This is a genomic window from Mucilaginibacter sp. dw_454 (genome assembly GCF_018449775.1).
Classification (GTDB): domain Bacteria; phylum Bacteroidota; class Bacteroidia; order Sphingobacteriales; family Sphingobacteriaceae; genus Mucilaginibacter.
The window spans coordinates 41,444-62,661 of record NZ_JAAVVB010000003.1 but is presented as its reverse complement, the minus strand read 5'-3'; the positions used below and the strand labels follow the sequence as shown (position 1 = coordinate 62,661).

Annotated in this window: 21 protein-coding genes; 11 read left to right on the top strand and 10 right to left on the bottom strand. The window is 44.2% G+C overall.

What is annotated here, in order from left to right:
• Nucleotides 1-8 precede the first annotated feature (8 nt).
• Nucleotides 9-1,307, top strand: a complete 1,299-nt coding sequence (locus tag HB679_RS10715) for an MFS transporter (protein ID WP_214071978.1) — start codon at nucleotides 9-11, stop codon at nucleotides 1,305-1,307.
• 47 nt (nucleotides 1,308-1,354) lie between these two features.
• Here the strand turns inward: HB679_RS10715 and HB679_RS10710 are convergent, their stop codons facing one another.
• From HB679_RS10710 to rplM, 9 genes are all read right to left on the bottom strand, one after another.
• Nucleotides 1,355-3,121: an ABC transporter ATP-binding protein gene (locus HB679_RS10710; protein ID WP_214071977.1), complete on the bottom strand. Its 1,767-nt coding sequence runs from the start codon at nucleotides 3,119-3,121 to the stop codon at nucleotides 1,355-1,357.
• Between the two features lie 72 nt (nucleotides 3,122-3,193).
• Nucleotides 3,194-3,757 (bottom strand): ribosome recycling factor, encoded by a 564-nt coding sequence (gene frr / locus HB679_RS10705; protein ID WP_214071976.1) that lies wholly within the window; start codon nucleotides 3,755-3,757, stop codon nucleotides 3,194-3,196.
• A gap of 193 nt (nucleotides 3,758-3,950) precedes the next feature.
• Complete coding sequence (locus tag HB679_RS10700) at nucleotides 3,951-4,454, bottom strand: lipocalin family protein (RefSeq protein WP_214071975.1); 504 nt, start codon at nucleotides 4,452-4,454, stop codon at nucleotides 3,951-3,953.
• Between the two features lie 86 nt (nucleotides 4,455-4,540).
• Entirely contained in the window at nucleotides 4,541-5,245 is a 705-nt protein-coding gene (pyrH, locus tag HB679_RS10695; protein WP_214071974.1) for a UMP kinase, read from the bottom strand.
• A 51-nt stretch (nucleotides 5,246-5,296) separates the two neighbouring features.
• On the bottom strand, nucleotides 5,297-6,418 hold the full coding sequence (nagA, locus tag HB679_RS10690; RefSeq protein ID WP_214071973.1) for an N-acetylglucosamine-6-phosphate deacetylase: 1,122 nt from the start codon (nucleotides 6,416-6,418) through the stop codon (nucleotides 5,297-5,299).
• Between the two features lie 166 nt (nucleotides 6,419-6,584).
• On the bottom strand, nucleotides 6,585-7,436 hold the full coding sequence (gene tsf, locus HB679_RS10685; protein WP_214071972.1) for a translation elongation factor Ts: 852 nt from the start codon (nucleotides 7,434-7,436) through the stop codon (nucleotides 6,585-6,587).
• 88 nt (nucleotides 7,437-7,524) lie between these two features.
• Nucleotides 7,525-8,394 (bottom strand): 30S ribosomal protein S2, encoded by an 870-nt coding sequence (gene rpsB / locus HB679_RS10680; RefSeq protein WP_214071971.1) that lies wholly within the window; start codon nucleotides 8,392-8,394, stop codon nucleotides 7,525-7,527.
• A 21-nt stretch (nucleotides 8,395-8,415) separates the two neighbouring features.
• The gene (rpsI, locus tag HB679_RS10675; protein WP_214071970.1) at nucleotides 8,416-8,802 is read right to left on the bottom strand and encodes a 30S ribosomal protein S9; all 387 of its coding nucleotides are present in this window, start codon (nucleotides 8,800-8,802) and stop codon (nucleotides 8,416-8,418) included.
• A 22-nt stretch (nucleotides 8,803-8,824) separates the two neighbouring features.
• The gene (rplM, locus tag HB679_RS10670; protein WP_214071969.1) at nucleotides 8,825-9,262 is read right to left on the bottom strand and encodes a 50S ribosomal protein L13; all 438 of its coding nucleotides are present in this window, start codon (nucleotides 9,260-9,262) and stop codon (nucleotides 8,825-8,827) included.
• A gap of 503 nt (nucleotides 9,263-9,765) precedes the next feature.
• On the opposite strand from rplM, the gene HB679_RS10665 reads away from it, so the two are divergent.
• The 3 genes from HB679_RS10665 (at nucleotide 9,766) to HB679_RS10655 (ending at nucleotide 14,554) form a co-directional block, all read left to right on the top strand.
• Nucleotides 9,766-11,643, top strand: coding sequence for a M1 family metallopeptidase (locus tag HB679_RS10665; RefSeq protein WP_214071968.1), 1,878 nt, complete (start codon nucleotides 9,766-9,768; stop codon nucleotides 11,641-11,643).
• A gap of 155 nt (nucleotides 11,644-11,798) precedes the next feature.
• Nucleotides 11,799-12,158, top strand: a complete 360-nt coding sequence (locus tag HB679_RS10660) for a DUF1801 domain-containing protein (RefSeq protein ID WP_214071967.1) — start codon at nucleotides 11,799-11,801, stop codon at nucleotides 12,156-12,158.
• A 119-nt stretch (nucleotides 12,159-12,277) separates the two neighbouring features.
• A complete protein-coding gene (locus tag HB679_RS10655) occupies nucleotides 12,278-14,554 on the top strand; it encodes a Tex family protein (protein ID WP_214071966.1) in 2,277 nt (758 codons plus the stop codon).
• A 984-nt stretch (nucleotides 14,555-15,538) separates the two neighbouring features.
• Here HB679_RS10655 and HB679_RS10650 read toward each other — a convergent pair.
• Entirely contained in the window at nucleotides 15,539-15,886 is a 348-nt protein-coding gene (locus tag HB679_RS10650) for a helix-turn-helix domain-containing protein (RefSeq protein WP_218625308.1), read from the bottom strand.
• 105 nt (nucleotides 15,887-15,991) lie between these two features.
• Here HB679_RS10650 and HB679_RS10645 point away from each other — a divergent pair, with 105 nt between their 5' ends.
• From HB679_RS10645 to HB679_RS10615, 7 genes are all read left to right on the top strand, one after another.
• A complete protein-coding gene (locus HB679_RS10645; protein WP_214071965.1) occupies nucleotides 15,992-16,378 on the top strand; it encodes a carboxymuconolactone decarboxylase family protein in 387 nt (128 codons plus the stop codon).
• A 9-nt stretch (nucleotides 16,379-16,387) separates the two neighbouring features.
• Nucleotides 16,388-16,987: a short chain dehydrogenase gene (locus HB679_RS10640; protein ID WP_214071964.1), complete on the top strand. Its 600-nt coding sequence runs from the start codon at nucleotides 16,388-16,390 to the stop codon at nucleotides 16,985-16,987.
• A 215-nt stretch (nucleotides 16,988-17,202) separates the two neighbouring features.
• Nucleotides 17,203-17,775, top strand: a complete 573-nt coding sequence (locus HB679_RS10635; RefSeq protein ID WP_214071963.1) for a cyclic nucleotide-binding domain-containing protein — start codon at nucleotides 17,203-17,205, stop codon at nucleotides 17,773-17,775.
• A 75-nt stretch (nucleotides 17,776-17,850) separates the two neighbouring features.
• Nucleotides 17,851-18,597 (top strand): SDR family oxidoreductase, encoded by a 747-nt coding sequence (locus tag HB679_RS10630; protein WP_214071962.1) that lies wholly within the window; start codon nucleotides 17,851-17,853, stop codon nucleotides 18,595-18,597.
• Between the two features lie 69 nt (nucleotides 18,598-18,666).
• A complete protein-coding gene (locus tag HB679_RS10625) occupies nucleotides 18,667-19,128 on the top strand; it encodes a MaoC family dehydratase (RefSeq protein WP_214071961.1) in 462 nt (153 codons plus the stop codon).
• A gap of 87 nt (nucleotides 19,129-19,215) precedes the next feature.
• Nucleotides 19,216-19,887 carry a hypothetical protein gene (locus HB679_RS10620; RefSeq protein ID WP_214071960.1) on the top strand — a complete coding sequence of 224 codons (672 nt, stop codon included), beginning with the start codon at nucleotides 19,216-19,218 and terminating at the stop codon, nucleotides 19,885-19,887.
• An 83-nt stretch (nucleotides 19,888-19,970) separates the two neighbouring features.
• A complete protein-coding gene (locus HB679_RS10615; RefSeq protein ID WP_214071959.1) occupies nucleotides 19,971-20,999 on the top strand; it encodes an LLM class flavin-dependent oxidoreductase in 1,029 nt (342 codons plus the stop codon).
• Nucleotides 21,000-21,218 lie beyond the last annotated feature (219 nt).

The window sequence follows — 21,218 nt, the reverse complement described above, 5'->3', positions numbered from 1 at the left end:
TTTGCCGCATGGCAGATTCTGATAGTCAACCTTTACCTCCTAAAGATTCTTTTATAGCTCTTCGTTATAAAGATTTTCGCTCATACCTGGGCATGAAGTTTTTCTTCACCTTTGCTTACCAAATGCAAGCCGTTATTTTGGGCTTTTATGTTTACCAGTTAACCAAGAGTGCTTTTGCCTTGGGGTTAATCGGGCTAAGCGAAGCTATACCATCTATCGGCATTGCGCTGTATGGCGGTTACATTGCAGATAAGTCCGAAAAGAAAAAGATGCTGCTATTTGTATTTTTTGCGGTTTTATTTTCGTCCATAGTGATGTTTACTATCACCCTAAAAAGCATGTCGGCCTATATTCATGCCGGCTGGATCATCCCAATATTATATGTAATGGTTTTTTGCAATGGTGTAGCCCGGGCATTTTATAACCCGGCAGCATTTACCATTATGGCGCACAGTGTACCTAAAGAGGTTTATCCAAACTCCAGCAGCTGGAACAGCTCAAGCTGGCAAATAGCATCGATTTTAGGTCCGCTTGTAGGTGGCTTGCTTTATGGATTTTACGGTATAACAGTAACATTTAGCGTTATTATCATCTTTTTAACCGTAGCATTGGTCTGCGTTTTCTTTTTAAAGCGATACCCACCCATATATACCCCAAAAGAAAGTATCTGGCAAAGTTTATCAGAGGGCATACACTTTGTGTTTCATAACAAAATGATGATCGGCGCTATGAGCCTTGACCTGTTCTCGGTGTTTTTTGGTGGCGCGGTAGCCTTGTTGCCGGTATTTGCAAATGAAATATTACACGTCGGTCCGCAAGGACTAGGTATCATGCGTGCGACTTCATCTTTAGGTGCTGTGTTGGTAATGCTGGCCATGGCACGTATCTCACCAATGGGCAAGCCCTGGCGCAACTTGTTGATAGCAGTTACCGGATTCGGTTTATCTATTATTTGCTTTGCTTTATCGCGCAACTTCTACCTGTCGTTATTATTCTTATTTACCGAGGGCGGATTTGACAGCATCAGCGTATTGATCCGTGGCACCATCATGCAGTTGTTAACCCCCGACAGTATGCGCGGCCGGGTATCTGCAGTAAATCAAATGTTCATCGGTTCGTCTAATGAGATCGGTGCTTTCGAATCGGGCACTGCGGCTAGATTACTGGGGACGGTACCATCCGTGCTATTTGGTGGTAGCATGACGCTATTGATCGTCAGCATTACTTATTTCAAAACCAAAAAGTTGATCCCGTTATCGCTCAATGAAATCTCCGCTCCGGAGGTTAAAGAAGAGCTAAGTATATAAACAATGAAGCCCTTTCAAATTGAAAGGGCTTTTTTATGATGGTCTGATTATCCTTCTACTTCTAAAGTATGTTTCTCGCCAATCTGCTGCCTCCACATGGCGTAGTATAAACCTTTTTGATCAAGCAGTTCTGTGTGTTTACCTGATTCAATAATGCGGCCTTTTTCCAATACATATACCCTATCGGCATGCATAATGGTCGACAAACGGTGAGCAATCAGGATAGTTATATGATTATTAAACTCTGATACGTCTTTAATAGTCTCGGTGATCTCCTCCTCAGTTAGTGAATCTAATGACGATGTTGCCTCATCAAACACCAAAAGATCCGGTCTGCGCAACAAAGCGCGTGCAATAGACAAACGTTGTTTCTCACCACCGGATACTTTCACGCCACCCTCGCCAATTACGGTGTCTAAACCTTGCGACGCACGAGCCATTAGTGTTTGGCAGGCTGCACGGTCCAGCACATTCAAACATTCCTCGTCGCTGGCATCCGGGCGAACGAACAGTAAGTTTTCACGGATACTACCTGAAAACAGCTGTGTATCCTGCGTTACAAAACCCACCTTTTCGCGCAGTTGATCAAGATCTATCTCTTTGCTGTCAATATCATTATAACTAATGCCACCTTCTAACGGTTGATATAAACCTACCAGCAATTTAACTAACGTTGTTTTACCAGAACCAGACGGACCAACAAAAGCGATGGTTTCGCCCATTTTAGTTTCAAAATTGATTTGGTTAAGCGCATTACGGTTTGCAGTGAGGTGCTTAAAGGTTACACCATCAAAAGTTAATTTTCCAATTTTTTCAACCAATACCGGCTTTGCCGGTTTTATATCTATTGGAGTTTCCAAAATAGCTTTGAAATTACCTAACGACACCTGTGCCTCACGCCATGATTGCACTACATTACCTAGCTCCTGTAAAGGGTTAAACAAAAAGAATGAGTAAAACAAAAACTGGATATAATTACCTAATGTTAAAGTATGCTTAAATATCAGCATCAATAAAACCACGATCATTGCACTACGTACAAGGTTTACTACGGTACCTTGTACAAAGCTCATGCTTCGCACAAATTTCACTTTCCTGAGTTCCAGATCCAGGATCTTATAAGTTGTTTTGTTTAAGCGCTCTATTTCTTGCTTAGCTAAACCCAGGCTTTTTACCAACTCAATGTTACGTAATGATTCGGTAGTCGAACCCGCCAGTGCTGTTGTTTCTTTAACAATGGTGCCTTGTATTTTTTTGATACGACGGCTCAGCAATGTGCTTACAATAGCAATTACAGGCATGGAAGCAAAATATACCAACGTTACCTGATAGTTTACTTTTAAGGAGTAGACAATCACAAATACAATGCCTACCACGCTCACAAATAGTGTAGCAATAAACGATGTTATAAACTTTTCGCAGTCAATTCTCAATTTTTGCAAAATGCCCAGCGTTTCGCCGCTACGCTGATCTTCAAAAACCTGGTAAGGTAATTCTAGAGAATGTTTCAAACCATCGCCATACATTTGCGCGCCGGTTTTTAGTACGATAATATTGGTATAATAATCCTGAAAATTTTTTGCTATACGCGACACCATAGCTGCACCAATTCCAATACTAATTAGTATTAATGCACCATGTAATCTATATTCGTAAGTAAACAAGGGGCTATCTTTAGGCGTTATATAATTGTCTATTAACTTGCCTGTTATCAATGGATCTACCAATGAAAACCCAATATTAAGACCCGCAAGGATGAGTGCAAAAACTACTGTCCAACGGTATTTTTGTAAGTATGATAAAAGTATTTTCATATATGGCCCAAAAATAAAAAAAGGGAATGGCTAAGTAGCTCATTCCCTTTAATTTGACAATTAATGGATATTTTACACTGTCATAATATCTTTTTCTTTAGCTTCTGATAGTTGGTCTACTTTAACTATATAGCTGTCTGTCAGCTTTTGAACTTCGGCTTCGCCTGTTTTCATTTCATCTTCTGATACACCTTCAGTTTTTAGCTTTCTGATTTTTTCGTTAGCGTCTTTGCGCACATTACGGATAGCTATTTTGCCATTTTCAGCTTCGCCTTTAGCTTTCTTTACCAGATCGCGGCGGCGCTCTTCTGTCAAAGGAGGGACATTGATACGAATGATCACCCCATCATTCTGCGGGTTAACACCCAAATTAGCTTCCATGATAGCCTTCTCTATAGCGCTCAATAAAGATTTTTCCCATGGCTGTACTACGATAGTACGGGCATCGGGTGTATTAACACTACCTACCTGGCTTAAGGGAGTTGCAGTACCATAGTAATCAACATATACATCATCTAACATTGATGGGCTTGCTTTACCGGCACGTATTTTATTTAGCTCGTTATCTGCATGTTCAATCGCGCGATCCATGGCAGCTTTAGCATCGGTTATTTGTTTTTTAACGAGTTCGCTCATTGCTTTATTTTTTTGACAAAAATAGTAAAATCTATGAAATAGCCTTATTAATCTTAGGCTCTTCCATTAAGCAATTTAACCTAAAAATGTTTTTAAACTTGATTTTTTGAGAAGAAGCTTCTACCACTGCAATAAAGCCGCTATCAAATTATGCTGATACGCCAGATACCTGTTAGCCATATGATGATAAACCTTAATCATGATACTGTGCAGTCAATTTTTCTACCGGGTAGCCCATCTCTTTGCATTTAGCAACCAATGCTTCGTAAATCTTTTTGTCTAAAGTTGGTTTACGGCTCATAATGAACAGAAATTTATGGTCTGGGTGGCCAACTACTACATAAGAGTAATCGGGCGCCACGTCTATCACCCAATAATCAACCTTAATAGGCCAGATAAACTGGGCCTTCATTTGCGCGTTATTATCTTCGGCTATCGGGAAAAGCTTAGAGGTGTAGGTATGCAGTTCGTTATCCTCGCCTTTTTTCGCGGTGGTGACAACATTGTAATAGCCGTCTTTATTTAAAGTATAAGTGGTGGTGGTTTCGCGGGTACCTTTATCAAACATAGTGGGTATTGAGTAAAGGGAATACCATTTACCCGCGTAGCGATTCAAGTCAACTTTGTCTACCGGTTTGTTATTGCCGGGCAATACAACAGTTAGCCAAAGCAGCGATATAAAAGCAAAAATCTTCATAACAAATAGCGGTAAATTTTAATGATTTACGCAGCCACGTGTTATGAAGATTTTTAATACTTAGTAATCTGAGGAATGTAAACCCTCTATCTCACCAACGTACCAATAGGTTCGCCGTCGGCAATTTTCATGAAATTGCCCGGCTTGTTCATATCAAATACTATGATGGGTAATTTATTTTCCTGGCAAAGGGTTATGGCGGTCATGTCCATCACGTTAAGGCCTTTGTCATATACTTCCTGAAAAGATATTTCGTCGTAACGGGTTGCGGTTGGGTCTTTTTCCGGGTCGGCGGTGTAAATTCCGTCAACACGGGTGCCTTTCAATACTACGTCAGCTTTGATCTCAATAGCACGCAGTGAAGCGGCAGTATCCGTAGTAAAATATGGGTTACCGGTACCCGCGCCAAATATCACAATTTTACCAACTTCCAGATGATGCATAGCACGACGGCGGATATAAGGCTCGCAGATCTGTTCCATTTTAATCGCCGATTGCAGACGGGTTTCAACACCAACATTCTCTAATGCGTTTTGCAGCGCCATACAGTTAATCACTGTGGCCAACATCCCCATGTAGTCGGCTTGCGCGCGTTCCATGCCCGATTTTTCGGCACTAAGGCCTCTGAAAATATTGCCTCCACCTACCACAACCGCTATCTCAATGCCTTTATCGTAAACGTTTTTAATGTCGTGTGCATATTGCATAACCTGCTTGTTGTCAATGCCATACTGCCTGTCGCCCATCAAAGATTCGCCGCTCAGTTTCAATAAAATTCTTTTGTATTTCATGGATGTCGTGGAGTTTGTCAAAAATATGTATTTAAAGCTATTGTTAAAATTTTATGTAGTTTTTATTACGCCATTGAGTACTACGGCCTCAACCTTATACGCATCGTCAAACACAATCAAATCCGCAATACAGCCTTTTTCAACCTTCCCTTTATTAGCAACGCCTATTAATTGGGCCGGATAAAGCGAGGCCATATTAATAGCTTCTGCCAAATCAATGCCTACGTGCTCCACGCAGTTTTGTACCGCTTTCAGCATAGTTAAGCATGAGCCAGATAAGGTATAATGGGGCGGCATTACATAATGGTTACCGCGCAATTCGTGCAACGGATAGATCCCCTCGGTAGTTTCGGTGACAGCGTCGGTTATCAGGAAAAGCTTATCGCCCAATTCGCGTTTAGCCAAACGTACCATTGCAAAGTCAACATGCACACCGTCGGCAACAATGCTGGCATAGGGCCGCTCTTCAAAAATCGCGGGTATATAACCAGGCTCGCGGTGATGCATCTGCGGCATGGCATTATACAAATGCGTTACTGCTCTTACCGGGTTGTTTAGAAAAGATTTACCTTCTTTATAAGTTGCATTGCTATGGCCGGACGATAAGATCACACCGTGATCATTAAGGTAATTGATTACCTCATCATCCTGTAACTCGGGTGCTATAGTCATCATTTTAATAACACCATCCCCCAGGTCGAGCCATCGTTTTACTTTATCAAGCGGGGCCTTGTGCATAAACTCAGCCAGGTGTGCACCTTTGCGTAGCGGATTTAGAAAAGGACCTTCCAAATGCAGACCTAAAAAATTACCGATACTGTTATCACGGTAATTTTTGGCTGCGATAATAACTTTTTCAAAAAGTTCGTCGCTGTTGGTGCCAATGGTAGCCAGGAAACCGGTGGTACCTTGTGTCAAGAAGTCGGCCTCCATTTGGGCAAGGGCTTCTTCCTTGTATATTTCTCCTAATAATTTGCCTCCGCTGCCATAAACCTGCAGATCAATCAAACCTGCCGCCAGGTAATTATTATTTAAGTCGATTTTTTCAGCGTCATTAGGAATTTGAGTATCCGCTATGACGTCAATGATCTTTCCGTCTTCAATAACAACAGCATTCCCGCCGGTGATTTCACCATCAGTTATCAGCCTAAAATTATGTAAAGCCGTTTTCATTCGATCAGTTTAATTGCCGGGGTCTAATTTCGTCTCCCGCATGTTGGTATTCACTACAAAGACGCAAAATATTGCGTCTCTACAGTTTGATATTGAACGCAATGATTGCGTTCGCAAAAATAAGGTCAAAAAAAATCCCCCGATAATATCGGGGGATTAAATATGATTAAGCTCCTAAAGCCACTCGCTTAAAGGCTGTTACCGTAAGGCCCTTTTCAACCGTATCTAAAAATTGAGCTACGCTTTTTGAAGAATCCTTAACAAACTCCTGGTTTAACAGGGTTGAGTCTTTGTAAAATTTATTCAGTTTGCCGGCAGCAATTTTTTCAACCATTGCTTCTGGTTTACCTTCTGCACGGATTTGCTCTTTAGCAATTTCCAATTCGCGCTCAATAGTGGTAGCGTCAACACCATCTTTATCAATAGCAACCGGGTTCATTGCAGCAATTTGCATAGCAACGTCTTTACCTGCTTCGTCAGCACCATCAACGTTTTTGCTTAAGCCAACCAATACACCTAAACGGAAATTACCGTGGATGTAAGCAATAACTTTATCGCCTTCAATAACTTCGTATTTAGATACGCCGATTTTCTCGCCGATTTTACCGGTCTTGTCAATGCAAGCCTCAGCAATTGTTAAACGTGTATTTTCAATATCGATAGTAAGTTGATTTAATTCCTCCAATGATTTTGGAGCTTGTTCAACGGCTTCATTTGCAATCGCGTTAGCAAAAGCAACAAAATCAGCATTTTTAGCTACGAAATCAGTTTCGCAGTTTAACTCGATGATCACACCGCGTTTGCCATCGGCAGATGTACGTGAAATAACCACACCTTCGTTAGACTCGCGGTCTTGACGGCTGGCAGCTACTTTAGCACCTTTTTTTCTTAAAAAATCAATAGCAGCTTCAAAATCACCATTGGTTTCTGTTAAAGCTTTTTTGCAATCCATCATACCTGCACCTGTTTGCTGGCGCAGTTTATTTACATCTGATGCAGAGATTTGTACTGTAGACATCTTGTTTTTGATTATAAGTTAAAAGTCGTAAGCCCTGACTCCTAAAGTCTATGAAGACTAAAGGCTCAAGACTTACGACTAAATATTATTACTCTTCTGTAGTATCAGCAGCAGCTGGCGCTTCTTCTTCGATAGCAGCAGATGCTTCAACCGGAGATTTGCGGACTCTTTTGCCTTCGCCTGCCGGAGTAGCTTTGTCAGCAACTTCCGGAGCATCAACTTTCGCTTTTGCCTGTGCTGCTTCTTTTTCTGCTTCGTCGTCTTTCTCGCGTTTGCGCTCGTCTAAACCTTCTTCGATAGCTTTGATAATGATACCGGTGATCAATGAAATTGATTTGGTAGCGTCATCATTAGCCGGGATAGGGAAATCGATGTTTGAAGGATCAGAGTTAGTATCAACCATTGCAAAGGTTGGGATATTTAACTTTAATGCTTCAGATACTGCGATGTGCTCTTTTTTAACGTCAATTAAAAACAATGCAGCCGGTAAGCGATTCAGATCAGCAATACCACCTAATAAAGTTTCTAATTTGATGCGCTCACGCTGAATCATCAATCTTTCTTTTTTAGAAAGGTTAGTGTAAGTACCGTCTTTAGTCAACTTGTCGATGTTAGACATCTTTTTGATTGACTTACGTACCGTAGCAAAGTTAGTTAACATACCACCTAACCAACGTTCTGTGATGAAAGGCATGTTTACACCTTTTGCATATTCAGCAACGATGTCTTTCGCTTGCTTTTTAGTAGCTACGAATAAAACTTTACGTCCTGATTTTACAATTTGTTTTATAGCTGCAGCAGCTTCTTCAACCTTTGATAAGGTTTTATTTAAATCGATAATGTGGATACCATTACGCTCCATGAAAATGTACTGAGACATTTTCGGATCCCATTTGCGGGTAAGGTGACCAAAGTGTACACCTGCGTCCAGTAACTCGTCGTATGTTGTTCTTGCCATTGTGTTGTCCTCCTTAAAATATTAACGTTTACTGAATTGGAATCTCTTACGAGCTTTCTTACGACCTGGTTTCTTACGCTCAACCATACGGTTATCACGTGTCATTAAACCTTTAGCGCGTAAAGAAGGTTTCTTATCAGCATCAAGTTCAACAATAGCTTTTGCAATAGCTAAACGAACGGCTTCTGCCTGTCCTTTTACACCGCCACCTGCAACATTTACTTTTACATCAAATAATCCGGTTGAACCAGAAACCTCAGTTGACTGAGTAACGATGTATTGCAATGGCAATGTAGGGAAGTACTCTTTGTAATCTTTACCGTTTACGGTAATTGCACCGCTACCATCAGTAAGGTAGATACGTGCAACGGCTGTTTTTCTTCTGCCTGAAGTGTTAGTTGTTGGCATTTCTTTTTCCTTAGTTTTTTAATTAAATGGCTTTCGGGTTTTGAGCTTCATGTGGGTGTGTGGTACCTGCATAAACGTGCAGATTGCCAAACAATGCTTTGCCCAAACGACTTTTAGGTAACATACCACGTACCGCTTTTTCAATTACGCGTGTAGGATGTTTTGCCATTAACTCCTTAGGAGAAATGAAACGCTGACCACCTGGATAACCAGTGTATGAAACATACTGCTTATCGCTGAATTTGTTTCCGGTCAACTTAACCTTGTCTGCGTTGATAACTATTACATTATCACCACAGTCTACGTTCGGGGTAAATTCTGGCTTGTTTTTTCCACGAATGATCATTGCGATCTTAGTAGACAAGCGCCCCAAAATCTCGCCTTCCGCGTCAACAACAACCCATTGTTTGTTAACGGTTTTTTTGTTGGCTGAGACAGTTTTGTAACTTAACGTATTCACTTGCTTTAAATTAAATTATTAAAATATTAATATAACCCCGCTTTTTCGGGACTGCAAAGATACGGTTATTTCTATTACTTGCAAGGGGATTTATACCTTTTTGTTATTAGTTTTATTAAGTTAGTTGGCTACGTAGTTAAATGACATATATCGAGCGATCTTTTTCATAAACAGATAAAAAGCAGAGGTTTGTGCGATTCCCTCCCTTGGGAGGGGAAGGGAGGGGTTATCAAGCTATTTGAAAAGCAATGCCAGTGGTTCTTTGGTATTGATAGCCCCGCTTTACGCTTATACGGCACAGGCTTTAGGCGCAGGCCGGTATTCGCTGCAATCGGGTTTAGGATTATTGGGCTAGTGCTGCTTATGTAGAGACGCAATATTTTGCGTCTTCCGAGCGTGTATATTTTTCGCCCGCCCTGTAACATTTCACCCATCATCAAAATCAAAGTAGTAATTACTACTTTTACGTCTCAATTAACTGAATTATTATTAAACGCTAACCGATGCTCAAAACCATCTCCATTTCGGCCTTACTATGCCTGTTTATAGTGCAGGCAAACGCGCAGGGCCTGTACACACCTCGCGATATCCAGAAAGCCTTTAACAAAGGCACCCGTGATGCCAGCGGTAAACCCGGCAAAAACTATTGGCAAAATACGGGTAATTACAATATATCCATCACCTTAACGCCACCGGGCCGCACGGTTAAGGGCACCGAGCAGATCACCTATTATAACAATAGCCCCGATACGTTGAAAAGGCTAAATATGAAGTTGATCATGAACATTCACCGCCCGGGTGTCGCCCGCTTTGGCAGTGTAAGCGATGATTATATGACACCGGGCACTCAGATAGATAACTTTGATATTGCCGGCCATAAAGTAAACTGGGATAATGCAAAGATCTCGGGCACTAACCAAATGGTGGGCCTGAAAACGCCGCTAATGCCGCATGATTCTGTTAAAATGACCATTGATTGGCATTTCGATCTATCCAAAGAAAGCGGCCGTGAGGGCGTGATAGATTCTACCACTTTCTACCTGGCTTACTTCTATCCACGTGTTTCTGTGTATGATGATTACAACGGCTGGGATACTTTAGCATTTTTAGACGCCCAGGAGTTCTATAACGACTTCAATAACTATACGCTGAATATTACTGTTCCTAAAAACTATATCGTTTGGAGCACCGGTACTTTGCGCGATGCCGATAAGGTTTTACAACCGGAGTTTGCCAAACGTCTGCAGCAATCCATGACCAGCGACAGCACTATCCACATTGCTACGCCTGCTGATCTGGCCGCTAAGAACGTCACCGCACAAAACGAAACCAACACCTGGACATGGACCGCTACAGATATATCTGACATGGCCGTTGGTATTAGCGACCATTATAATTGGGATGCAGCCAGCGTTTTAGTTGACGATGCTACACACCGCATAACCAGCGTGCAGGCAGCCTATCCTGATAAGTCTGAAGATTTTCATCATTCAGTACAATGGAGCCGTAACGCACTAGGTTGGTTCTCGCACAACTGGCCGGGAGTACCTTACCCCTTCCCTAAAATGACTGTTTTCCAGGGTTTTGCCGATATGGAATACCCAATGATGGTGAATGACAGCCATGAAGAGGACCTAACCTTTGCACAGTTAGTGCAGGACCACGAGCAGGCGCACACTTATTTCCCATTCTACATGGGCATCAACGAAACCCGCTATGGCTTTATGGACGAAGGTTGGGCCACCACGCTTGAATTGCTGATAGGCACCGTAGAAAACGGCAAACAGAAAGCCGATGACTTTTATAAGAAATTCAGGATTGTGAACTACATTAATGACCCCTCAACCATGGAGGACCTACCCATCATCACCCCAACCAGCGAACTGCGCCAGGGTTATGGTAACAATGCTTACGGCAAACCGTCATTAAGCTATCTGGCCCTAAAAGATATGCTGGGCGATGCTGTATTTAAGAAAGCGTTACACACTTATATGGACAACTGGCATGGCAAACACCCTATTCCGTGGGATTACTTTAACTCGATGAACACCGGCTCAGGCAAAAACCTGAACTGGTTCTTTAACAACTGGTTCTTCACCAATGGCTATATCGATCTGAAACTGGAGAGCGCCCAGGCTGTAGCCGGTGGTTATAAAATAAGCGTAGCTAATGTTGGCGGTTTTGCCGCACCGTTTGATGCCATTGTTACTTATGCTGATGGCACCACGCAAAGCACACATGCTACATCGCAGGTTTGGGAGAAAGACCAAAAGCATATCACTATAACTATCAAAGCTTCTAAAACTGCTAAATCAATTACACTTGATGGTGGTATATTTATGGATGCCACCCCTGCTGATAATAAGTGGGTAGCTAAGTAAATGTTAGCCCTATTATAAGAATTTAATGGCGATGGGTTGACCCCATCGCCATTTTTGTTATCCCTTGTCGCAATTCACCCCTAAATATGTCCGTTTCGCCCGCGATGTAATTGCCCATCGGGCCTTAGTTTTGTATTAACCCTAAAACTAGAACCATGAAGCAGGCAAAAAGCATAGACGAGTACATAGCAGACTTTCCGGAGGATGTACAAGCCCAATTACAAACTATCCGTCAAACCATCCACAACGCTGCTCCCGATGCTACAGAGGATATTAAATACGGCATCCCTACGTTTGTACTAAACGGCAACCTGGTGCATTTCGGTGGTTATAAAAAGCACATCGGCTTTTACCCTGCCCCAATGGGTATTGAGGCTTTTGAAGCCGAGACAGCGCAATATCAAGCCGGCAGAGGCACACTACAATTCCCGCTAGACAAGCCTATGCCGCTGGAACTGATTGAAAAGGTTGTGAAGTACCGGGTGGAGAAGAATTTAACGAAGGGGAGGAAGTAAACCCTTCTTCATTATTCGACATTCAGTATTCGGTCCGATATTCATCGCCGACTTATTTACCAACACTCCTTTGACATCTCTCGGCATAAACCGATTTTCGCTTTCCCAATAAAGTATATATGACGAGCCACTATAAAAAGATAGCCACTGAGCTTTCGATAGCCGAAAAACAAGTTATTGCTACTGCCAATTTACTTGATGAGGGCGCTACTATCCCATTCATATCCCGTTACCGCAAGGAGATAACCGGCAGCCTTGACGAGGTACAGGTGGCCGGCATCCGCGACCGTATACAGCAACTGCGCGAGCTGGACAAGCGCCGTGAAGCCATACTAAACTCGCTGAAGGACATGAATAAGTTAACGCCCGAACTGGAGGCACAGATCAACGCTGCCGAAACCATGGTGCTGTTAGAAGACATCTATCTACCCTATCGTCCTAAACGCAAAACGCGCGCTACTGCCGCCCGTGAGAAAGGATTACAGCCGCTGGCCGATCTGCTACTGACGCAAAACAAGTTTGACGTTGAGGCTGAAGCCCAAAAGTATATAGCAGAAGACAAAGGCGTTGTCGGCATTGAAGATGCGCTAGGTGGCGCCCGCGATATCATTGCTGAGCACATTAGCGAAGACGCTGCTGTGCGCACCAAGGTCCGTGAGCTGTTTGTGACCAAAGGAGCGTTCAAAAGCCGTGTGGTACCGGGCAAAGAAACCGAAGGCATCAAATACAAAGACTACTTTGAGTGGGAAGAGCCGGTTAAATCGGCGCCCTCACACCGTGTGCTGGCTATGCGCAGGGGCGAGAAAGAAGAGATTCTATACCTTGACGTCATGCCACCCGAAGATGAAGCCATCGACGCTCTGGAGAAAGCTTTCGTTACCGGCCATAACGCTGCTGCCGATCAGGTTAAGCAGGCGATTGCCGACGGCTACAAACGCCTGTTACGCCCGTCGATGGAAACCGAGGTGCGCTTGTTGACGAAGAAGAAAGCCGATGAAGAGGCCATCCGTGTGTTTGCCGAGAATGCGCGCCAATTACTACTGGCTGCCCCGCTGGGTCAGAAACGCACCATGGCTATTGATCCGGGCTTCCGTACCGGCTGCAAGGTGGTTTGCCTGGATGAGCAGGGTAAGCTATTAGAATATACCGCAGTGTTCCCGCATACGGGTGCGGGCCAGGCTAAAGAAGCTGAGAAGACCGTTCAGCATCTGTTTGAGAAATACAATATCGAGGCCATTGCCATTGGCAATGGTACCGCCGGCCGTGAGACTGAGCTATTTGTACGTAAGCTTAACCTGCCGGGCGTGAACATTGTGATGGTGAACGAAAGCGGCGCGTCTATCTACTCGGCCTCTGATGTAGCGCGCGAGGAGTTTCCGGATAAGGATGTTACTGTGCGGGGTGCCGTATCTATCGGCCGCAGGCTGATGGACCCATTGGCCGAGTTGGTAAAGATCGACCCTAAATCAATTGGTGTGGGCCAGTACCAGCATGATGTGGACCAGAACAAGCTGCAAGCCTCTTTGGATGACACCGTCATCAGCGCGGTGAATGCCGTAGGTGTTGAGCTGAACACCGCATCTAAGCAGATCCTTGCTTATGTATCAGGCTTAGGGCCGCAACTAGCGCAGAAGATTGTGGAGTATCGCGATGAGAACGGCGCCTTCAAGCAGCGCGAGCAGTTGAAGAAGGTGCCTCGCCTGGGTGATAAGGCCTATGAGCAGGCAGCAGGCTTCCTGCGCATTCATAATGCAGAGAACCCATTAGATGCCAGCGCTGTGCACCCAGAACGCTATCCATTGGTGGCAAAGATGGCCAAAGACAAAGGCTGTACCGTGGCCGACCTAATGCGCGACGATAAGCTACGTGCAAGCATCCCGCTACAAAGCTACATTACCGAAACCGTGGGCCTGCCTACGCTAAACGATATCATGGCCGAACTGGCCAAACCGGGCCGCGACCCGCGTGAGCAGTTCGAAGCCTTTAGCTTTACGGATGGCGTGAATGCCATTACCGATTTGAAAGCGGGCATGAAGCTGCCGGGCATCGTAACCAATATAACCGCGTTTGGCGCCTTTGTAGACATAGGCGTACACCAGGATGGCTTGGTGCATTTAAGCCAGATCACCAACCGCTTTATTAAGGACCCTAATGAGGTATTGAAGGTACACCAACAGGTGGAAGTGACAGTAACGGAGGTTGACGTTGCCCGTAAGCGCATCTCGCTATCTATGAAGACCGACGAGCCAAAGCGCGACGTTCGACCTGCAAACCAGGACAGGCCCAAACAACAGCAGAACAAGCCTAATTACAACAATCAGCCTAAAAAGAGAGAGGCCGAGACGGAGACGGATATGGCGGTGAAACTGGCGGCGTTGAAGAATATGTTTAAATAGACTGTTTTGTTTCACTTGTGTGTGCAACAGATGAAACAAGTGAAACAAAATTTTTAACTAATCTATTGTTTTTCAGATAACTAGGCATTTTGAGTGAAACAAAATGAAACAGTAAAAATGACTTTTAAGTATTTTTTTGTTTCACTCAACAGCGCCGTTTTTCTCCGACAGGCCATTACGCATCATGCCGTGGGAGGCCTGACTTAGCAAGCTCATAATGCCTTTAAAGGCATTTAAACAATCGATAAAACATTTAAATAATCAATAAAACAATATTGCTGATTTACTTATCGCTTTGTGAGCGCTCTTGGCCGCTAAGGCCCATTACTTTTTCCTTGATGAAAAAGTAACAAAAAATCAAGTCATACGCAATGCTTCTCCACTCAGGGCCTTTGCGCTGCACGCCGATAAAACCTGGGCAGGGGCCTGTTGCCGCCTGTTGTCGCACTTGAGCCACCGCTTCAGGCAACATTCCCGACAGCCCTGCAGCCGCACAAGGCCACCATTGTTTTATCGTCTTCGCCTGAAGCTCTGCGTCTGACGGTGTTGCACACATTGTAGATTTGTCATCTTGTCTCGATAGCTATCGGGATTGTTCCAATATCCCACCTACCAGAAAGAACATTTATTTTTTGAAGATTCATCTTTGTAGCCTAAAACCGTCAGCAAACCAGCTTCGGGTGAAAGCAAACAGAATATGGTGGCCTAGTGGGCGGGAGAAGGCATTCAACTTTTTGCTGAAGCTAGGGTCTGTGCGAGCGAAGCGGGGCAAAAAGATTGCGGCCTTGTGATTCTGTTTGATTTGCAGGGCAAAGGCCTAGCGCGCAAAGAAGCCTTTTTGCTGACTTGATTTTTTGGTTCTTTTGTATCAAGACAAAAGAACAAAGCCTTAGCGGCGATTGAGCGCTAGACGAGCGATAAGCTGACGAAGCGACCCGGAGATCGTCACGCTCGTACCTCGCTCACGATGACGTATTGATAAGTTCAACTCGATTCTACAATATTAACCCTACCCCAATCAGCCAATAAATCCATAACAGCCTGCAATGAGCGGCCTTTTTCTGTCAGCGTATATTCTACCCTGGGCGGCACTTCTGCAAACACTTTGCGACTAATGATCCCATCGGCTTCCAGTTCTTTTAGCTGGCGCGATAATACTTTGAGGGCGATGCCGGGGATGGTTTTATGTAATTCGCCGAAACGTTTTGAGCCTGGCATTAATACCCAGATAATGACGGGTTTCCACTTGCCGCCAACGATGCCAATAGCTGCGGTGATTGGGCAGTCGCAAGCCTGATCGTATTTTTTTTCAATTATTTTTTCTGCTAACATATTGACGCTTAACAATAGTGACAAATTTGTCAATACATGACTATTGTGCCATTACTTGACAAATGTAAAGTATTGGCCTAATATTGTCAAAAAAACACAGATACTATGGAAACTGTTAAATCAGAGACCTATCAAAAAGGCCTCGCTCTTTTGAACCAGCTACACGGAGGCCAGGCCGGCGAGCAACTGGTTAATAATTTGAAAAACATTTGCCCGGATTTTGTCGACATGACCATTGAATGGGCCATGCAGGGCATTATGGCCCGGCCGGGGTTGGACCTGCTTACCCGTGAATATTTGCTCATCGCCTCATGCACCACCCTGGGCCATACCGTGCCGCAATTAAAGGCACATATTGACGCCGCACTAAAACTAGGGGCTAGTAAAACACAAATTGTTGAAGTAATTTTACAGATGACCTTTTATGCCGGTGGCGCTGCGGTAAGCAATGCATTGGCGCACGCTAAAGAAGTTTTTGAGAACCATCAATAAAATCACATTATGAAAATCATTATCGTAGGTGCCAGCGGCACTATAGGCAAGCACGTGGTAGCAGCCTTAAAAAAGGACCACGAAATCATTACCGCCGGCTCTAAAAGCGGCGACTACCAGGTTGATATCACTTCAACCGAATCGATTGAAAAATTCTTTAAACAGGTGGGCAAATTTGACGCCTTGGTAAGCGCCAGCGGAGATGGACATTTCGGTCCGTTTAACCAGTTGAATGATACCGATTTTAGAAAAGGTATTAACAGTAAATTAATGGGGCAGGTTAATTTGGTATTGATCGGTCAGCATTACATCAACCCAAAAGGTTCGTTCACGCTAACCTCAGGTTCATTAGCTAACGACCCGATTGTTTATGGCACCGCGGTTAGCGCTATCAATGCCGCTATTGACGGCTTTGTGCGCTCGGCCGCTGTCGAGTTGGATCATGGCGTGCGTATTAATTCAGTAGCGCCGGATGTGGTTGAAGAGTCGCCGGCTTATTTCCCATATTTCCCGGGGCATATACCGGTTAGTATGGCTAAGGTTACGCAAGGGTATGTTAAGAGCGTGTTGGGTGCGCAAACGGGTCAGGTTTATTTGATTGCGGAGTAATAAGGATTTATTGTCATTGCGAGGAGGAACGACGAAGCAATCGCACGGAGAAAGGCTTGAACGCGTGCGGTTGCCGCGCTACGCTCGCAATGACAATTTTTTAAGGATGAGCGTCGGAAATGGGTAAACGATTATTGGCCTTTGCGCTCATGCTTCGATTGACTCAGCATGACAGACTTGTTGTGGTGCGTTAGCTTTTTCCCTATTTTTGAGCGATGACCAATCCGCTTATAGCCTTTCTTAAACTGTTCCACGCCATACCGCCCGCTGACGAACAATTAATCATCGCAGCTACAGAGTCGCGCAGCTATAAAGAAGGCGAATACCTTTTTCATGCCGATACCATTTGCCGGGAAATGTATTTTATTTGCAATGGCGTTTTGCGCATTATGGTATTGAATGAGCAGGGCACGCAGGTTACTTATTTCTTTTTAAAGGAAAACCAGTTTTGCTGCATCCTAAACAGCTTCAACAACAACACCATAGCGCACGAAAGCATCAGTGCCGCTTGCGATGTAGAGGTATTGGTTTTCAGCCGTGCATCGCTTACTAAACTTTACGGCCAGCTGCCTTATTTAAAATCGCTCATAGACCAGATAACCCAGCAAGCTTTGCTGGATAAGATTGACCTGAAGAACGGCTATCTGGGTTATGACTCAACCACCCGGTACAAAATGTTCCTGATGCGCCAGCCGGAGATTGCCTTACGTGTTCCGTTAAGCGATGTAGCTTCTTACCTGGGCATTACACCGCAATCGCTCAGTCGCATCCGCAGAAATATTAAGTAGCTTTTGCTTTTTACCAATTGTTAAGTGTCGCAGATTTTTTGCTGCGGACATTTGTGCTATCAAAACATTTAAATAATGGAAAGCACAACACAACATTCAAAATCATCTTTATCCAACAAAAAAGTAATTGTATTAGGTGGCAGCTCAGGTATAGGCCTGGCAACTGCGAAAGCAGCCGCTGTCGAGGGCGCCGAAGTAATTATAATATCCAGCAATCAATCGCGCATTGATGCGGCTTTGAGCCAACTACCTGCAAACAGTAAAGGCATTGCTGCCGACCTAACTAACGAACAACAAATTAAGAGCCTGTTCGCCGATTTGGGAAAATTTGACCATTTGGTATTTACTGCAGGCGAAAGCCTGAATCTGTCTAAAATAGCCGATGTTTCATTAGCCGATGCAAAGCGTTTTTTCGATGTGCGTTATTGGGGCGCTTTCACTGCCGTTAAATACGCATCGCCAAATATTAATGAAGGTGGCTCTATTACTTTAAGCGGGGGGACTGCGAGCCGAAGACCGCAAAGCGGATGGTCGCTTGGCGCAAGTATATGTACAGCGATGGAAGGTTTTACCCGGGCCATGGCTATTGAGCTGGCGCCGATAAGAGTAAATTTAGTTTGCCCCGGCGTGGTTAAAACTAATTTGTGGAGCAATATGCCCGAGGCCGACCGGGAAAGTTTTTATACCAGCTTTGCCGACAGCCTACCGGTAAAATTTGTGGCCGAAGCCGATGATCTGGCCGAAAGTTACCTATACCTGATGCGTCAGCGTTATAGCACCGGCGAGGTAATTGTTGTTGATGGCGGATCGGTTTTGGTGTAATGATTTAGGTTTATTACTTTAGTAGGGCCTGCACAAACAGCAGGCCCCTACTAAAATAAACCTGATTTTATGATCATTATTAAAAACTACGAAGAGTTCGAATCGCATTTGGGCCAGCAACTGGGCGTGTCTGCGTGGCACACCATCACCCAAGAGCAGATCAATATGTTTGCAGAAGCTACTATCGACCACCAATGGATTCATACTGACGAAGAGCGTGTAAAAACCGAAAGTCCGTTCAAAGCTACCATTGCTCACGGTTATTTAACGGTATCATTACTCCCCTATTTCTGGCATCAGATAGCCGATGTGCAGAATCTAAAAATGCAGATTAATTACAGTATTGAAAATATCCGCTTTGCACAGGCAGTGGTAGTTAACAGCCGTGTGCGCTTAATTGCCAAACTGGAAGCGGTAGCCAATTTACGCGGCATTACCAAAGCTACTATTGGTGTTACGATGGAGATTGAAAACGAGAAAAAACCGGCGTATACAGGCTCGGTAGTTTTCTTATATCATTTCCAGAGCTAGGGTACGGGACGAGAATTTGTTTTTTCGAATATTATATTAAATTTGAAAAACCTTTTGATTATCAACCTTATACCCTAATTAGCAACTATGAAAATGCGCTATCAATTACTTGCCTTACTTTTTGCTTTTTCAATTTCCAATTGCAAATTAGATACGCCAGACATGTCAAATACCGGTTCTGCCGGTACTGCTGATGGTTACCAACCCACTACAAAAGGCAGCACCTGGACCTACCACCAGGTATACACCCCCGGGCCAACCATGGATGAGACCATGACCATGACGGGCGACCATACCACCATTAACGGCAAAACTTATTATGCCGCTACCGATAAAACGGATAGCTTAAGTGGCACCACCTATTTTTATCATGGCAACGACAGTTACTCCATCCGTTCTACCATTATAGGTTTTGGCAACACGGTTGAATACTTATACTTAAAAGACAACATTGCCGCCGGACAAACCTGGACAGCGCCTGTTACAGACGACGGCAAGCTGGCCGGCTTCCCGGCGCAAATCATAGGCAAAGTGCTTAATAGCGATACAACCATGACCCTGTCTGGTAATACCTTTAAAAATGTGTCGCACAGCCAATTGCTCCTACAGTATAACATTACCGGCGCTTTTGAAACCTACCAGGTTATTGATTTTTACGTGGCCAAAAATGTTGGAATAATTGAGATAGATACGGATGCGGGGCAACCCAACAATCAAAAATCGCACGAAACATTGACCAGCTATAAAGTTCAAAACTAGCCTACTGTAAGCTTAGTGCCATAATACCCGGCTGTTGTACATTAACCGCAACAGGCTAAGTACTTTTGTGTTCATTTACTACTATGAGCACAAAAAACATTCGCTTGAGCGTGTTAGACCAGTCGCCTATCCGCAAGGGTCTGACTGCCGAGCAAGCCGTACAGGAAACCATCGCACTGGCAAAATATACCGATGGGCTGGGTTATACCCGCTTTTGGGTATCAGAACATCATAACACCGGCAGTTTAGCAGGTTCAACGCCCGAAGTACTGATAGCCTACCTGGCATCGCAAACAACAGACATCCGCGTAGGCTCTGGTGGTATCATGATGCCTAATCACAGCACGCTTAAAGTTGCCGAAAATTTCAGAATGCTGGAAGCACTGGCACCGGGCCGGGTAGATTTGGGCATGGGCCGCGCGCCGGGTACCGACCGTATTACTGCCTCCATATTAAACCCATCAAACCATTTCGCCGAGCAGGATTTTGTTGAACAACTGGCTGATCTGCGCAACTATTTTCATGACCGTGCAGATCCCGGAACTATCCATCAAAAAATACGGGCCATTCCGCAGGTACAAACAGTTCCGGCTATGTGGTTGCTAAGCTCAAGCGGGCAGAGTGGTTTGTTTGCGGCCCATTTTGGTATGGGGTTTTCGTTCGCGCATTTTATTAGCCCGGTTGGCGGGCCGGCAGCTGTACAGCAATATCGCGAGCGCTTTCAACCCTCAGAAGATTTGCAGCAGCCCGAGGTAAACATGGCCATATTTGTTTTTTGTAGCGAAGACCCTGAAAAGGTAATGCAGCACAAAGCACTGATGGATCACCGTTTCATACAGTTTGAGCGCGGCATGGGATTATCGCCGTATAATTATGACGACATTAAAGACGTAGAATATACCCTGCAAGAGCAGGATCGTATCCGTTATAACCGGCAGCGCGTGGTGGCAGGATCGCCGGAGATGGTGAAAACCCGCCTCAGCCAACTAGCCGACAGCTACGATATTGATGAGATCATAGCGGTAACCATTGCCGAAGAGTTTGATGACCGCCTGCAATCGTACAAATTACTGGCAGACCTTTTTGAAATAAAAAACCGCCGGGGCGTTTAAAGACCAGGCGGTTTACACACATACTCAAGATTTAGGTTTCGATGTTATTAGCATAGTCAAAGCAATTGCAGTTGCAGGCCCTTTAACGGGCCTTATTTAGCAAGGATAAGGTTTAGGTTGAACTTATTTTGCATTAGAGATACACAACAAACAAAACACTCAACTTACAATTGCTTTGACTTCGCTTTATTTAATTTCTTTTTTTAGGGTTACGATCTA

Excerpts from the sequence above, each read along its gene's own strand:
- HB679_RS10715 (WP_214071978.1), top strand. The coding sequence starts at position 9 with ATGGCAGATTCTGATAGTCAACCTTTACCTCCTAAAGATTCTTTTATA.
- HB679_RS10710 (WP_214071977.1), bottom strand. The coding sequence starts at position 3,121 with ATGAAAATACTTTTATCATACTTACAAAAATACCGTTGGACAGTAGTT.
- frr (WP_214071976.1), bottom strand. The coding sequence starts at position 3,757 with ATGAGCGAACTCGTTAAAAAACAAATAACCGATGCTAAAGCTGCCATG.
- HB679_RS10700 (WP_214071975.1), bottom strand. The coding sequence starts at position 4,454 with ATGAAGATTTTTGCTTTTATATCGCTGCTTTGGCTAACTGTTGTATTG.
- pyrH (WP_214071974.1), bottom strand. The coding sequence starts at position 5,245 with ATGAAATACAAAAGAATTTTATTGAAACTGAGCGGCGAATCTTTGATG.
- nagA (WP_214071973.1), bottom strand. The coding sequence starts at position 6,418 with ATGAAAACGGCTTTACATAATTTTAGGCTGATAACTGATGGTGAAATC.
- tsf (WP_214071972.1), bottom strand. The coding sequence starts at position 7,436 with ATGTCTACAGTACAAATCTCTGCATCAGATGTAAATAAACTGCGCCAG.
- rpsB (WP_214071971.1), bottom strand. The coding sequence starts at position 8,394 with ATGGCAAGAACAACATACGACGAGTTACTGGACGCAGGTGTACACTTT.
- rpsI (WP_214071970.1), bottom strand. The coding sequence starts at position 8,802 with ATGCCAACAACTAACACTTCAGGCAGAAGAAAAACAGCCGTTGCACGT.
- HB679_RS10665 (WP_214071968.1), top strand. The coding sequence starts at position 9,766 with ATGCTCAAAACCATCTCCATTTCGGCCTTACTATGCCTGTTTATAGTG.
- HB679_RS10660 (WP_214071967.1), top strand. The coding sequence starts at position 11,799 with ATGAAGCAGGCAAAAAGCATAGACGAGTACATAGCAGACTTTCCGGAG.
- HB679_RS10655 (WP_214071966.1), top strand. The coding sequence starts at position 12,278 with ATGACGAGCCACTATAAAAAGATAGCCACTGAGCTTTCGATAGCCGAA.
- HB679_RS10650 (WP_218625308.1), bottom strand. The coding sequence starts at position 15,886 with ATGTTAGCAGAAAAAATAATTGAAAAAAAATACGATCAGGCTTGCGAC.
- HB679_RS10645 (WP_214071965.1), top strand. The coding sequence starts at position 15,992 with ATGGAAACTGTTAAATCAGAGACCTATCAAAAAGGCCTCGCTCTTTTG.
- HB679_RS10640 (WP_214071964.1), top strand. The coding sequence starts at position 16,388 with ATGAAAATCATTATCGTAGGTGCCAGCGGCACTATAGGCAAGCACGTG.
- HB679_RS10635 (WP_214071963.1), top strand. The coding sequence starts at position 17,203 with ATGACCAATCCGCTTATAGCCTTTCTTAAACTGTTCCACGCCATACCG.
- HB679_RS10630 (WP_214071962.1), top strand. The coding sequence starts at position 17,851 with ATGGAAAGCACAACACAACATTCAAAATCATCTTTATCCAACAAAAAA.
- HB679_RS10625 (WP_214071961.1), top strand. The coding sequence starts at position 18,667 with ATGATCATTATTAAAAACTACGAAGAGTTCGAATCGCATTTGGGCCAG.
- HB679_RS10620 (WP_214071960.1), top strand. The coding sequence starts at position 19,216 with ATGAAAATGCGCTATCAATTACTTGCCTTACTTTTTGCTTTTTCAATT.
- HB679_RS10615 (WP_214071959.1), top strand. The coding sequence starts at position 19,971 with ATGAGCACAAAAAACATTCGCTTGAGCGTGTTAGACCAGTCGCCTATC.